This is a genomic window from Coriobacteriia bacterium (genome assembly GCA_034370385.1).
Taxonomy (GTDB): Bacteria; Actinomycetota; Coriobacteriia; order Anaerosomatales; family PHET01; genus JAXMKZ01.
Genome location: JAXMKZ010000005.1, coordinates 206,665 through 220,088, shown reverse-complemented (window position 1 = coordinate 220,088; position 13,424 = coordinate 206,665). Strand labels below are relative to the sequence as shown.

Genomic DNA, 13,424 nt, shown 5'->3' with positions numbered 1-13,424 from the left:
CGCCTTCGGCAACACCACCTGTCGAGCCTCAGTCTCCCGCGGCAGTGCCTCCGCCGGTGGCCCAGACGCCCTCCCCGGTGCCGTCGGCAGTACCCCCGGTTGTACCCCCGGTGGCTCCTGCCGAGCCCTCCGCGCCCGCACCTCGCCGCCCTGGCAGTGGGGTGCTGGTCGCCGTTGTGCTCTCGTTCATCGTGGCGCTGTTCGCGGGGCTTGCAGGCGGCTTCATCGGCGCACAGCTGGTTCTTGGCGATGCTCCGACGGCAAGCCGGAGCGCCACTAAGGTCACGGTCGTCCCGTCCAAGACTGAGGAGCCGGTCGTCGCGGCCGCGGCCGCCGCGGTCCCCTCGGTCGTCAATCTCGACGTGAGCGGCGAAAAGGTCAGCGGCGGCCAGAGCGGACTCCCCGGCGATCACCCCGGCGTTCCCAAGGGCGGTACCGGATCAGGTGTGGCGTACAAGCGCGCTGAGGGCGGCGGAACCTACATCATCACCAATGCCCACGTCGTTGACGACGCCACGAAGATCACCGTGCGCGACGCATCGGGCGCATCCGTTCCGGCCGAGCTGATCGGCAAGGATCCGGAGACCGATATCGCCGTGGTCAAGGTCGACTCCTCGATCCCGCTGATCGAGGCGGCAAGCTCAACTGATCTCCTCGTCGGACAGACCGTCGTGGCCATCGGCTCCCCGTTCGGTCTCGAGCACTCCGTCACCTCCGGAGTCGTCTCGGCACTCGGACGGTCTCTGCCCGACTTTGGCAGCGCTGAGAACGTCTACCCCCTCGTCGATGTGATCCAGACCGATGCTGCCATCAACCCGGGAAACTCCGGCGGAGCGCTCGTTGATCGCACCGGCCTTCTCGTCGGCATCAACACAGCCATCTACTCGGATTCGGGCGCAAGCGGCGGAATCGGATTCGCCGTGCCGGTGAACACCGCTGTTCGAGTCGCAGAGCAGCTCATCGCAGGTGGTTCGGTGAGCCACCCCTACATCGGAATCGTCGGCCGGACGGTCATCCCGGAGCTGGTTGCTGAGGAGGATCTGTCGGTTGACGAGGGAGCCTATGTCGTGAGCGTCGGCCCCGGATCGGGAGCATCGAAGGCCGACGTCAAGCCCGGTGACGTCGTCGTCACGCTCGATGGGAAGCCGGTTCGCTCGATGGACGACCTCATCTTGCTGGTTCGACGCAAGCAGGTCGGTGACACCGTCTCGCTCGAGCTGAATCGAGGTGGCCAGAAGGTCACGACGGACGTCGTCGTCGGCGACAAGCCGGAAGAGCTGCCTGTCGGCAGCGAAGACACCACGCCCAGCGAGGACGCGACACCCTGACGTTGTTCCGGGTCCGTGCCTTAGGATGCCAAACGGGCCCCGGCGCGATGCCGGGGCCCGTCGTCATTCCCGCTCCCGACGTGCGTGCTAGGCAGTCCTCTTGCGACGCGTGAACCAGAACACGATACCCGCGACGACGGCCAGCCCGGCCAGCGCCACGAACAGGTTCAGCCCGTCGAAGAACTTGCCCTGGCCCACGTCCGTCTTCGCCGCTTGGAGCTGCGCCTGCTCGCTGGCGTAGACGACCTGTGTGGCCTTCGCCATCTCTGTCGTCGGATTCTTGAGTCCGGCCTTCTTCGCCATCTCTTCGGGCGCGGAACGGTAGAACAGTGCTGCGGTCAGCGTCGTCTGCTCGGCGCCTGCCGGCATCGTGAATGAGAACTTGTCGGTCACGGACTCGCGCGGCGGGATGCGGTCGTCCGACTTGATCTTGACCGCGTCCCACAGCTCGGCCGGCGAGTTGCCCTCGGCATCTTCAAGGATCGTCCCGAACATGTGCTCGCCGATGACGGCCTTTGCACCGGCTTCATCGACGGTGTAGACCTCCAGCCACATCTCACGAATCTCAGTGAGTCCCGTGGGCAGATAGTGCCCCGCGCCCACATTGGTGATGGTGACCGTCACGTCAGATGAGCCGCTGGCAAGGATCTCCGGCGCCTCCAGTTTGACGGTCGCCGCAGACTGCAGCATGGCGGTAGCCAGTACGGGATCGCCCAGCTCAACCTGGGCTCCCGTGAACGTCATCGCATACAGGTTGTCTCGCTCCGGAGCACCACCGGCGGCCTGTCCCGTGAAGGGCCCGATCTCGCCGGGAGCTTTGCTCATGTGGCAATCCTGGCAGGTCACTCCCTCTGCGGCCCACGGGCTCTTCTGCCACTCAGTGTACGTTGCCTCCAGGTGCATGCCGTTCACCGGGTGGTTCACGTTGTGGCATCCCCCACATATCTCGGCGCTCTCGTGGAACGCGGAGTACTGAGCGGGGTGCGGAGCCTGGGGGTCCTTGATCTGCGCGCGTCGCACGCCATCAAGCACCACCAGTTGCGAGACGTTCGCGGGCTCGCCCGCATTGCCCACCGCCTGGTGGCACCAGGTGCAGTTCACGCCACCCGCTACTCCCGCAGAGAGCTGCTTGTTGCCGATCTCGCCGGTCATGGTCGCCGCGGGGCCATGGCACTTGTTGCAGAACGCCCCAAGAGCGCCATCCGTCGCCTTCTGGCCTTCAGCGAGCTTGCTGAGGTAGAGCGGGTCGGTCAGCGCCTGCGCGTGCATGGATTTCGACCACTGATCGATGAGGGCCGAGTGGCATCCACATCCCACCACCGGCGGGAAGTCCTCTGGCTTGGCGTTGCCTTTCTCGACCGGCACACCTTGAGCCAGTGCCATCGTCGCGCCAACCCCAAGAGTCAGCGCCAGTACCACAGCAAGCGCCACGACTGCTCTGTGTTTCATCCTCATCCTGCCCCTCCCGTACTCAAGTCGTTTCGCCGTCTAGGCGACCGCCTGCTCTTCTGCAACTCCTTGGTACCCGTTTCAGGCCCTCTCCCGCATGACCTGACCGTGTGACCGCTTATGCTACCCCACTGCTGCTGAATACTGCACCCTTGACTTCGCCCGCGGCGGTGCTATTATTCGCAATGTTTCCTAATTGCTATTCGTTCCGAATTGAGGCTGCTATGCTCACGTCCGACGAGGCGATCACCCGGCTGAGAGCCGCGGGTTACCGGGTTACCCCGCAACGGCGCGCGGTGATCGCGGCGCTCGAGGGCAACGTGACGCACCCCAGTGCCGACAGCGTCGCCCGGCACGTCTCCGAGCAGCTCCCCGGTGTTTCGCTGTCGACCGTGTACAAGACGCTGCACGAGTTCGCACAGGCCGGCATGATCCGCGAGCTGGACGTGTCAGGCACCCTGCGCTTCGACCCTGAGCCGGCAGACCATGCGCACGTCGTGTGCGACCGCTGCGGTCGCGTCGACGACATGGTTCTGCCGCCTGACACGGGCGCGGCGCTCCAGCGGGCCGCCGGTGTGCCCGTTCGCCGGATCGACGTGACGCTGCACGCGGTGTGTCCGCCGTGCTCTGAGGCCTGACCTCCCCGCCCGATCGCGTTCACTTCCCCCGCCTCATACGGCGAATCGGGGGTATTGATAACGGACCGAATGAAACGAGAGAGAGGACGACCATGGTTGAGAAGTATCGTTGTTTGGGATGTGGCTACTACCACATCGGCCCTGCGCCGGAGCACTGCCCCGTCTGCGGAGCGCCCAAGACCGCGTTCAAGGAGTACGACGGCCCCGGCGATCTGACCGGTACCGAGACGCTCAACAGCCTGCTCGCGGCCTTCGCCGGCGAGTCGCAGGCCAACAGGCGCTACACCCTGTGGAAGCGCATCGCCGAGCTCGAAGGTGCCCCCGAGAGCGCCATGAAGGCGTTCGACCGAGCTGCTGCCGAGGAGACTGCGCACGCACTGGGCCACTGGGCCTATATCTCCGGCGGTGCGACCACGACCGCTGACAACCTGCGTGCGGCCGCCCATGGCGAGGACAACGAGGCCACGGACATGTATCCGGGCTTTGCGCAGATCGCCGAAGACGAAGGCTTCCCCGAGATCGCGTCGTACTTCCGCGCCGTCGGTCGCTTCGAGGGCGAGCACCGCGAGGAGTATCTGAGCGCTCTGGCCGAGCTCGAGGGCCGCTAGCCTTCGTGGAAGCGACGCCCACCCGATCCCGCTTCCCCGAAGCGGTGGGTCTCAAGACGCTTGACGCGGACGGCATCGCCCGACTCGTCGAGTCGCTCGATCAGCCGCGCTACCGGGCGGCCCAGATCGTGCGCTGGGTGTATGGGCGTGGAGCCCGGTCCTACGACCAGATGACCGATGTGCCTACCGGTCTGCGAGCCCAGCTCGCAGACCGGTTCGCTTTGCCGTTCCCTAGCGTCTTAGAGCGTCAGGTCTCAAGCGACGGCACCCGCAAGTACCTCATCCGTCTGGCGGACGGGGCCACCGTGGAGTGCGTCGGGCTCCCGGCTATGGATCGGCTGACCGTCTGCTTCTCGACGCAGGCGGGTTGCGCGATGGGGTGCTCTTTCTGCGCGACAGGGGCATCGGGGCTGACACGCGACCTTGCACCGGGCGAGATGCTCGACCAGGTTCGGCTGGTGGGCGACGACTTCGGCGCGCGCGTATCCAACGCCGTGGCGATGGGCCAAGGCGAACCGTTCGCGAACTACGAGCCGACACTCGGCGCGTTGCGTCTCATGAACTCACCCGATGGGCTGGAAATCGGAGCCCGGCACCTCACCGTCTCCACCTGCGGGCTGATTGCCGGGATCGAACGGTTCACCGAGGAGCCCGAGCAGTTCACCCTGGCCGTGTCGCTGCACTCCGCCGTGCAAACGACCCGTGACGCCCTCATGCCGGGTGTCCGGGGACAAACGCTGACGCGGCTTCGCGGCGCGCTCGAGCGCTACTCGGAAGCGACCGGGCGCCGCCCTTCGCTTGAGTTCGCGCTCGTCGAAGGCGCCAACGACACCGACGACGAGCTCCGCGCGCTCATCTCGTTCTGTCAGGGCCTGCTCGTGCACGTGAACCTCATCCCGATGAACGCCGTTGCGGGCACGGGTCACGGGCGAGCGCCGGGAGCGCGCGTGGACGAGTTCGCGCGCCGTCTCGATGCAGCGGGAGTGAACGCGACCGTGAGGACGGAACGCGGTGCCGATATCGACGCTGCCTGCGGACAGCTTCGACAAAGAGCTGCCGCGGACGAATCCGCCCCTCGCTAGCTTCGCGGTCTGCTCGGTGGCGCCGGTACGCGACACGCCGTCCGGGCGATGGGACACTCCTCGCACGCACTGCTGTCCCAGTGCCGAAGCGGAGCGTACTCGCACGAGCGCATGCGCTCGTGGACGCTCTTGAGCTGTGACTCGACGTGCACGACGTCGTCGCGCCCAAAGCTGAACTCGACCACCTGCGGGCGACCGGCTTCATCGCACACCTGCGGTCGGACGAAGACGATGCGAATGGCCTTGCATCCATCGTGGGCCGCAGCCAGGGCGTAGCAGCCCGCCTGCAACCGGTACCTCTCTTCCAGACCCTCGTCGTCTGCTCGGCCTCCGGTCTTGTAGTCGATGATGAGCGCCTCATCCCCGCTTCGGCCGTACGCGTCCAGACTGCCCGAGAGATCGAAGAAGTGCTCGTCGTCCTGCAGGCGAATCACAAAAGGCCACTCTCGCTTCACGATGTCACACGCGAGGAGCTCTGCGGCCACGGCGGAGCCGAGAAACGCCTGGGCCGCCGATTCGAGTTCGGCCCTCCCCTCCTCGCCAAGGGAGAACGCACGGGCTATCGCGTCGATCCGCTCAGACGCGGGCATCTGCCCCGTTGTGGCCAGCTGCAGCACCAGGTGCACCGCGGAGCCGAATCCCGCGGAGCCCCCCTTCTCAACGACCTCGAGCCTCCCCACCCGCGCCACGCGCTCGGCATGAAAACGCATACTGCAGCGCTGATAGATCGATACGTCGCTGAACGACAGCCGCACCGGTGCCTGCGTCGAGCCGCAAGCCGTGATGGGCTCGGGGCCGGCGGTTGGCAGCGCCTGAGAACCTCGTTGCGGAGCTTGCCCTGCCCCCGGTTCGTCCGGCGTGGGCTCCGCGTCGTCGACGCCCTGGCTTTCATCCGGCATCGAGAGCACGTCCACCGTAACGGTGCAGTTTCCGACGACGGCACCGCCCCGTCCGTCAGCAGAGCGCTCCGTGACGTCGAGCACGGCCCGTCGCAGCAGAGTCATGGGTTGCGGGTCGTTCTCGCTCGGCGGCTTGCTGAGCTTGACGGCGCCCGACAGCAGCAATGCCTCTTGGGCACGGGTGCAGGCGACGTAGAAGAGGCGCTTGGACTCCTCGGCCTCCGCGGCCTTCTCCTCGGTCACCATGCGCGCGAACGTGCCCCGGTCGCCGACGTGCGCGGCGATATCGGAGTGGGGCTTCACCGCGACCGTGATGCTTTGCTCGTCCGAAAGCGCCCCCATGCTCACCGGACCCGAGGCGCCCGCCTTCACGTATCCGTCCAACTCAACGGCAGCGACAACGGGAAACTCAAGCCCCTTCGCGGCATGTACCGACATGATCCGAACCGCCCGGGAGCCCTCGTCGACAACCACCGCCGGCGTCGCCTTGACCCCATACTCCTGCATGGCCGCGAGGCGGGCCTCCACGGCGGCCGGGCCCACCACCCCCTGATCCTCCAGCGAACGAATCATGCGGGTGAGCTGTAGAACGTTGGCAAACGCCTGCTTTCCCTCAGCCCCTCGCGATAGCATCGTAAGATCGGCATCCAGCTGCTCAAGCGCCGTCAGTAGCAGCTCCGCCAGCGAGGCGCCCCCCACTCGTACGCGCGCCGCGTCAACCGCTTCCCGCACCGTCCTTGCCCGTGCGCGATCCTCTTCGCCGAGTTCGTCGGGCGGCGATGCCAGCGCCTCCCACATGTCACCCACCGGTTGGTCCGCATGCCGAAGGCGAGCGAGCAGCCACAGACCGTCATCGGTGATGCGCCCCGCCTCGCCGGCCAGAAGATGCACGAGCGCCGTCTCGTCGTGAGGGTTGGCGATCACCCGGAGAAGAACGCGTACCATGGCGGTCTCTGACAACCCGAACAGCCGGTTGCCACCGACCACCGCGGCCTCGAAGCCTCTCTGGCGCAGAGCGGCGGCGTACACGTCGGCATGGGTGTACCCCCGCACCAGCACCACCATGTCATTCGCGTCGAGTCCCTGCTCGTCCCTGAGTTGAGCGAAGCGCGTGGCCACCCACATCGCCTCCAGCTCGCGCGAGGCCGATCGACCGTACGACTCAAGGTCACCGACCGCGAGGTGGATGCGAGGCCCGTCCCCCGTGATCACAGGCGGATCTGGTTCTGTCCGCCCCGGCGCAAGCGCGATCAGCTCCTCACCGAAGACCTCCGGCCGGCCGAACAGCGCGTTCACGAAACCGAGGATGTCCCGGTGGGACCGGTAGTTGGTGCGCAGCTGAAACGCCCGGGCTCCGCGTGTGCCCATCGCCCGGACGTGCGCTCGGAAGACCCCGACGTCCGCTCCCCGAAAGCCGTAGATCGCCTGTCTCTCGTCGCCGATGGTACACAGGTCATCGCCGGCCAGCTGCTGGATGACCCCTGTCTGGAGCGCATCCGTGTCCTGGAACTCGTCGACCATGGTCAGCCTGAACAGCGCTCGGCACCGCTCTCTGACGTCCGGACGCGCCAGCAACAGGCGGCGGGTCTCGATCTGCAGGTCGTCGAAGTCCAGTACGCCGCGCGCCCGTTTGAGCGCAGCGAACTCCTCCGCAAAGGCAGTCACGAGCCGAATGATAGCCCGTGCTTGGATGGCTCCCACGATCTCGGTGATCTCGACGCACAGCTCCCGGTGGCGTGATTCAATGTGTTCCCGAACCTGGGCGATGGCCGCCACCGCCGTGCGCCGGGGACCGTACGTGGCGAGAGCCGCCTGGACGCGCCGGGCCAGCTCGACCTCGTCGAGCCGCTCGGCCTCGATGTCGAACAGTGCCGCGCACGTGCGAGAACAGTGCTCCTCGACCTCTGCCGCGGTCTTGGCCTGTGAGTCACAGAACGCCACACTCCCCGCGGCACCGAGAAACAGCTCCCGCGCATCTGATAGGACCTCCGCGCTCGAGCGTTCGGTCTGCGGGGGACGCAGTGACGAGAGGCCCCGAAGCTGCACCGAGGGGCTGCCTGCGGCCCCGATGACCGCACCGTAGACATCGGCAAACCTCAGTGCCTCAAACAGCCCCCGCACGTCCGCGTGCTCGACCTCTCGGCGGGCGGCGGCGTCGAACGCGCTCTCTCTCAGGCGCTCCAGCTCCACGGAGTCAGCGACCGTGTACGCGGGATCGAGTCCCGCCTCGAGGGCATACCGGCGAAGCAGGCGGTTGCACAGGCCGTGAATCGTCGAGATCCACGCACCGTCGATGCGGCTGGCGTCTGCCTTCCTCCCCTGCTGCCTGAGCGTGGCTCTGACCCGCTCGGCTATCTCTCCGGCCGCCTTGTCCGTGAAGGTAATGGCGAGGATCTGGTCCACGGCCGCAGAGCTCCAGCCGTCATCCGGAACGTCGTGCGTCGCGAGGGTGAATCGCTCACACAGGGTACGGGTCTTGCCGGAGCCCGCCCCGGCACTGATCAGCACGGGTCCCGAAAGCGCCCTGACCGCTGCGCGCTGCTCTTGGTTCAGATCGTGTGTCATCGGCGCGCGCCCTCGCAATGACCGGCGAACCCACACCTTCTGCAGGCGCCGGTTGCTGGGTCGAGCGCGATATCGCCCGACCTGATACGCCTCACGGCCCCCTCCAGTCGATCGACGGCGTCCGCGACGACGGAGTCGAGCTCTTCCCGATCTACTCCGTCTCGACCGCAACCGCGCCCGCCCAGGTCGATAGCGCCGTCGATCCATACCCCTCGGGCACTCAGCGTTGAGAGCGAGCGATACACAGCGCCCACCACGGGACGACCGAGGAGCTTGCTCACGACCGCCGCGTAGATGGGCACCTGGATCAACCCCGCTGTGGCGAAGCTGCTCCATCCCTTCAGCTGAGCTGCTGCTTTGTAGTCGATGACGACGAGCCCCTCTGGTCCTTCGTCGATGCGGTCGACAAACCCCTTGAGCTCCAGCCCGGCAAGGACCATCGGCTGCTCATCGTCGGAGCCGAACGCCACCTCGTGCTGTGCCGGCCGGAAGCCCGGCAGGAACTCCGCGTCGTCGATCACCACGGCCCGCGCCCACGCGTGCGCGTCCGCGATGTCCAGCTCCTCTGAAAGCCTCTGGCCGCCTGAGCGGGTGCGAGCCTGCGCGCACGCACGGCCCGCTGTCTCCAGCTCCTCGAGCGCCTCGGTGAGGTGACCGGGCGTCACCCGCGCATGCCCGAGCGCGCGCCACGCCCGGTAGAACTCGGCCAGGATCTCGTGCGCCAGACTCCCCTTCTCGCGAACGTCGAACGCACGGTCGATCTCCCTTGGCCTCAAGGCCGTCTCCATGAACCACTTGTACGGACACTGAAGGTAGCGTTCGACCTCCGAGACGCTGAAGGTTCGCCTGTCTGCCAGTGCGGATCGGACTGTCTGATCGGCGAGGATGCCTCTGTCCGGAACGCGCGGAGCCAGGGAGCGAGCCGCTGCGCGCGCCTGAACTCGTCCGGGCAGGTACGCCGGAGCGGCCTCGACGGCGCTGGCCAGAGAAAGCCTCCCGATGGGGATGCTGGCCGGCGTAGAGCCGTCGACCGCGGCCTCGATGCCCCGGTACACATCAAGCGCCTCCTCCCAGAAAGCCGAAGGCCTCAACGCCTCTCCCCGCTCATCGAAGGCCTGCCGGACGAGAACCAGCTTCTGCCGTGCACGAGTGGCCACCGAGTGGAACAAGGCCCTCTCGACCAGCCGCTCGTCGTGACCGACCGGTCTTCCGAGGCGCATCAGCATCGCTGCTGCCAGCGACTCCCTAGGTTCGGGCGAGAACTCGTCTGCGTTCAGCCCGCCCACCACGACCACGTCGAAGCGCTGCCCTTTGAGTCGATGGGCCTCGGTCACCAGAATCTCGTCGGCACGCTTCCCCGGGGCAGTAGAAACCTCGACCGAGCGCAAGGCCTGCGAGAACTGCTCTTCGCCTACCCCCTCACCGATCGCCGCGGTGTCAGAGACGGCAGCCAGCAGCGCGCGGTGGGCGGCGCTGTCAGGCCCGGGTGATGCACCACAGAAGGCGTCTTCAGAGGCAGACGCATGCGCCAGCAGCAGCCCTGCCATTTTCTGCCAATCCGCGGAGCTCCGGACATCCACTCGACTGCGAACGACCTGTTTGCCCAGCTGCAGGAGGCGCGCGGCGGATGAGGCTCCTCCTCCCGCTGCCCTGATGGCTTCCTCGACGCCGCTCCGAGGGTCTAACCCCTTCGAGCGCCAGGTTCGATCCAGTCGTGCCACCACGTCCTTGTCGAGTCCCGAGCAGGGGCTCATCAAGAAGGCTAACAGGCGCTCTCTGGGCTCTCCCCTCCCCGCGCACGCATCGAGCAGCGCCAGGCTCGCGGCGCCGAACGCCGTTCGGGAGAAGGGGACGCGCACGTCGACGTGGGTGGGAACGCCCCGGGCACTCAGCGCAGCACCGATCGAGTCCAGCCGACGGCCCGGATCACGGAAGGTCACTGCGATGCTTCCTGCGTCAGCGCCTGAATTCAGGGCTTCGCGGACGGCGTTGGCCACCAGCACACATTCGGCGTCACCCCCGCTCGCCTCATGGAACGACACCGCGTCGCCCATCACGAGAGATTCTGACGCCTCGAAGAGCGCCGAAGTGAAGGCCCGCAGGTGTGGATCAGTCCTCCCCTGTTCGGCGGCAAGTTCAACGGTCTCCGCTCGCGTGCGTAGACGGTCGACCAAGGGAGTGATCCCCTCCGTGGCGGCCCCGTCAGACCAGGTCAGCGCCACGACGACGTCTCTGCTTTGTGCCAGCGTGAGCAGCAGTGCCTCTTGCGCCGGGTCGAAGTCCGTGAAGCGCATCGCACACCAAGGGCCCCCCGGATCGGGCTTTCGCCGCGCGAGGAGCTCCGTCGCGCTCACCGGCTCGATGAATCCTGCGAGCTCCAGGGCCCGGTGGTACTCACGAATGATCTCGGCCATCTGCCGGGCGGCGGTGTCTGCAGGAGCGGGAGCGGGCACCGACACGCGGCGGGCAACATCAGCCACCAACAGGGCGAAGCCCCGGGTCCTCCCAGATTCTCCCATTTGGTTGCTCGCGGACCGCTCTATGACTGACTGCACGAGCGTAGCCCGGCTCGCCGCTGTCACCAGGCGTCGCCCGTCCCCGTGGAGCATCCACATCCGGGCGACCGCCTCGTCGAACGTATTGACCGCCACGCCGCGGATCCCCCGCCGCGCGAGCTCGAGCAGCGAGGCTCTGGCGTCGATCGCTGTGGGTAGCACCAGGGATGGCTGCTCGCGGCACGCAGCATCAGCCAGGGTCTCATAGATCCTGTCGCCCTTGCCCGAGGCCGCAGGCCCCAGTATGAGTCTCAGCGCCACTCCGCCACCCCCTCAGAAGGCAGCGTGGCACAGGGGTATGACATCTCCTCGACTCAGCCCTGCATGGGCGTGTAGCCGCTCAGCTCCTCGCGTATCTCGTTGACCTTGCGCCAAGCTACCTCCTCGTCGCGTCCAAGGTAGTGGTCGACACGGCCCCCCAACGCGTCAGCGGCCTGCTCCGCTCTGTCAGCCATCTGGCGGGCGAACTCCGCCGCACGCTGGGCCTCGTTCGCCAATCGCCGGCGGGTGGTGGCTCCACTTGAGGGAGCGACAAGCAGCCCGACCACGAACCCGGCTAACGCGCCTGCCGCCAGCCCAATGGCAAAATATTCCATACCCTTTCGCATCAGTCTGCCTCCGCCGTTCGAATCTCACCCTCGGTGAGGGTCCGGACAATTCGCTCCAGGTCCTCTTCGCTGCGAAACTCGATCTCGATCTTGTTCTTGTCTTTCCCTGCGCGAACCCGCACGTTCGTGCCCAAGAGCCGCCTGAGCTTGCGGGCCACCAGCTTAAAGGACTTAGGAGCGACGGGGCGCGGCGCCCTCTCGCCTTGTCCGGATGCCAGGAGCTTGGCGATACTTTCGGCCGCGCGCACCGAAAGCCCCTCGGCGACGATCTTCTCAGCCAGCCGAATGCGTGCCGACTCCTCGGGAACGGCGAGGATGGCCCGCGCATGGCCCGCCGACAGGCGAGAGGAGTACACCATCTCCTGCACCTCCTCGGGCAAGTCGAGGAGCCTCAGCGCATTGGTCACTGCAGACCGGGACTTTGAAACCTTGTCGGCCAGCTCCGCCTGAGTCATCTGGTAGTTGGACAGGAGCTTACGGTAGCCCCTGGCCTCTTCGATCGCGTTCAAGTCCTCTCGCTGCAGGTTCTCGATCAAAGCCAGTTCCAGTGACTCGACGTCATCTGATGACCTGACCCGGACCGCCACGCGCTCGAGCCCCAGTTCGCGACACGCCCTCCACCTGCGCTCGCCCGCGATGATCTGGTAGCCCTCGCCAAGCGGCCTGACCAAGATGGGCTGAAGCAGGCCCACCTTCTTGATCGAGTCGGCGAGCTCGGTGATGCTCTGCTCGTCGATATCGGTTCTTGGTTGATCCGGGTTCGGGCTCAGGAGGTCGGTGGCCAGCTCGGTGACCTCTTCGCCGGCGTGCGACTCCTGTGAGGCGCTCGGGATGAGCGCGGACAGTCCTCGTCCGAGTCCTCTTCTAGACACGATCGATCACTTCCTTCGCCAGCTCGCGGTAGGCCAGAGCGCCCTTGCCCGATGGATCGTACAGGTTCACCGGCATTCCGAAGCTCGGAGCCTCGGACAGTCGAACGGTTCGAGGAATCATCGTCTGGAAGACCTTCTCTTCAAAGAAGTCCCTGACCTCGTCCACCACCTGCGCCGCAAGTCGGGTTCTGGAGTCATACATCGTCATGACGACCCCGAAGACCTCGATGTCGGGATTGAGATGGGTCTTGACCAGCCGAACGCTGTCAAGAAGCTTCGAAAGCCCCTCGAGAGCATAGTACTCACACTGGATCGGGATCAGGAGACCGTCGGTGGCCGTCAGCGCGTTGATCGTCAGGAGTCCCAGCGAAGGCGGACAGTCGATGATGATGAAGTCAAAGTCGTGGGTCACCGAATCAACCATGCCCTTGAGACGGGTTTCCCGGCTCATCGCCGAGACGAGCTCGATCTCAGCACCCGCCAGCTGTATGGTCGCCGGCACCACGAAGACGTGCTCGATCTGGACGGGCTCGATGATCTCGGCAATATCGGTGTCTCCGAGCAGCGCATTGTATACGCAGAGCTGACGCTGGTTCTTGTTCAGCCCGAAGCCGGAAGTGGCGTTTCCCTGGGGGTCGAGGTCTATCAGGAGCACCTTCTTGCCAAGCTCGCCCAGCGAGGCAGCAAGATTGACTGCTGTGGTGCTCTTTCCGACCCCGCCCTTCTGGTTGACCACTGCGAGAACGCGGGCACGACCAGCCACGGGTCCAGACGCACTCACGATGTGACCCCTCCCTCAGATGGAAATGTGACCAGAGTA

10 protein-coding genes are annotated in these 13,424 nt (G+C 66.2%); 4 read left to right on the top strand and 6 right to left on the bottom strand.

Features of this window, described 5'->3' with window-relative positions; all coding sequences use genetic code 11:
* The first annotated feature begins 176 nt into the window (after positions 1-176).
* Positions 177-1,328: a trypsin-like peptidase domain-containing protein gene (locus U1E26_02020; GenBank protein ID MDZ4168419.1), complete on the top strand. Its 1,152-nt coding sequence runs from the start codon at positions 177-179 to the stop codon at positions 1,326-1,328.
* Between the two features lie 87 nt (positions 1,329-1,415).
* Here U1E26_02020 and U1E26_02015 read toward each other — a convergent pair whose 3' ends face one another.
* A complete protein-coding gene (locus tag U1E26_02015) occupies positions 1,416-2,777 on the bottom strand; it encodes a multiheme c-type cytochrome (protein MDZ4168418.1) in 1,362 nt (453 codons plus the stop codon).
* Positions 2,778-3,001: 224 nt separating this feature from the next.
* Here U1E26_02015 and U1E26_02010 point away from each other — a divergent pair, with 224 nt between their 5' ends.
* The 3 genes from U1E26_02010 (at position 3,002) to rlmN (ending at position 5,105) form a co-directional block, all read left to right on the top strand.
* Entirely contained in the window at positions 3,002-3,415 is a 414-nt protein-coding gene (locus tag U1E26_02010; protein ID MDZ4168417.1) for a Fur family transcriptional regulator, read from the top strand.
* Positions 3,416-3,507: 92 nt separating this feature from the next.
* Positions 3,508-4,023, top strand: a complete 516-nt coding sequence (locus U1E26_02005; GenBank protein MDZ4168416.1) for a ferritin family protein — start codon at positions 3,508-3,510, stop codon at positions 4,021-4,023.
* 5 nt (positions 4,024-4,028) lie between these two features.
* Positions 4,029-5,105, top strand: coding sequence for a 23S rRNA (adenine(2503)-C(2))-methyltransferase RlmN (gene rlmN / locus U1E26_02000; protein MDZ4168415.1), 1,077 nt, complete (start codon positions 4,029-4,031; stop codon positions 5,103-5,105).
* Here the strand turns inward: rlmN and U1E26_01995 are convergent.
* The 5 genes from U1E26_01995 to U1E26_01975 are packed head-to-tail and all read right to left on the bottom strand — an operon-like array spanning position 5,102 to position 13,385.
* A complete protein-coding gene (locus U1E26_01995) occupies positions 5,102-8,569 on the bottom strand; it encodes a UvrD-helicase domain-containing protein (GenBank protein ID MDZ4168414.1) in 3,468 nt (1,155 codons plus the stop codon). The two genes, rlmN and U1E26_01995, sit on opposite strands and share 4 nt — an antisense overlap.
* Positions 8,566-11,385, bottom strand: coding sequence for a PD-(D/E)XK nuclease family protein (locus tag U1E26_01990; GenBank protein MDZ4168413.1), 2,820 nt, complete (start codon positions 11,383-11,385; stop codon positions 8,566-8,568). Before U1E26_01990 ends, U1E26_01995 begins: the two co-directional genes overlap by 4 nt.
* A gap of 53 nt (positions 11,386-11,438) precedes the next feature.
* Positions 11,439-11,732, bottom strand: a complete 294-nt coding sequence (locus U1E26_01985) for a YtxH domain-containing protein (protein ID MDZ4168412.1) — start codon at positions 11,730-11,732, stop codon at positions 11,439-11,441.
* Positions 11,732-12,604: a ParB/RepB/Spo0J family partition protein gene (locus U1E26_01980; GenBank protein ID MDZ4168411.1), complete on the bottom strand. Its 873-nt coding sequence runs from the start codon at positions 12,602-12,604 to the stop codon at positions 11,732-11,734. Before U1E26_01980 ends, U1E26_01985 begins: the two co-directional genes overlap by 1 nt.
* A complete protein-coding gene (locus U1E26_01975) occupies positions 12,597-13,385 on the bottom strand; it encodes an AAA family ATPase (protein ID MDZ4168410.1) in 789 nt (262 codons plus the stop codon). The genes U1E26_01980 and U1E26_01975 overlap by 8 nt, the downstream gene beginning before the upstream one ends.
* Positions 13,386-13,424 lie beyond the last annotated feature (39 nt).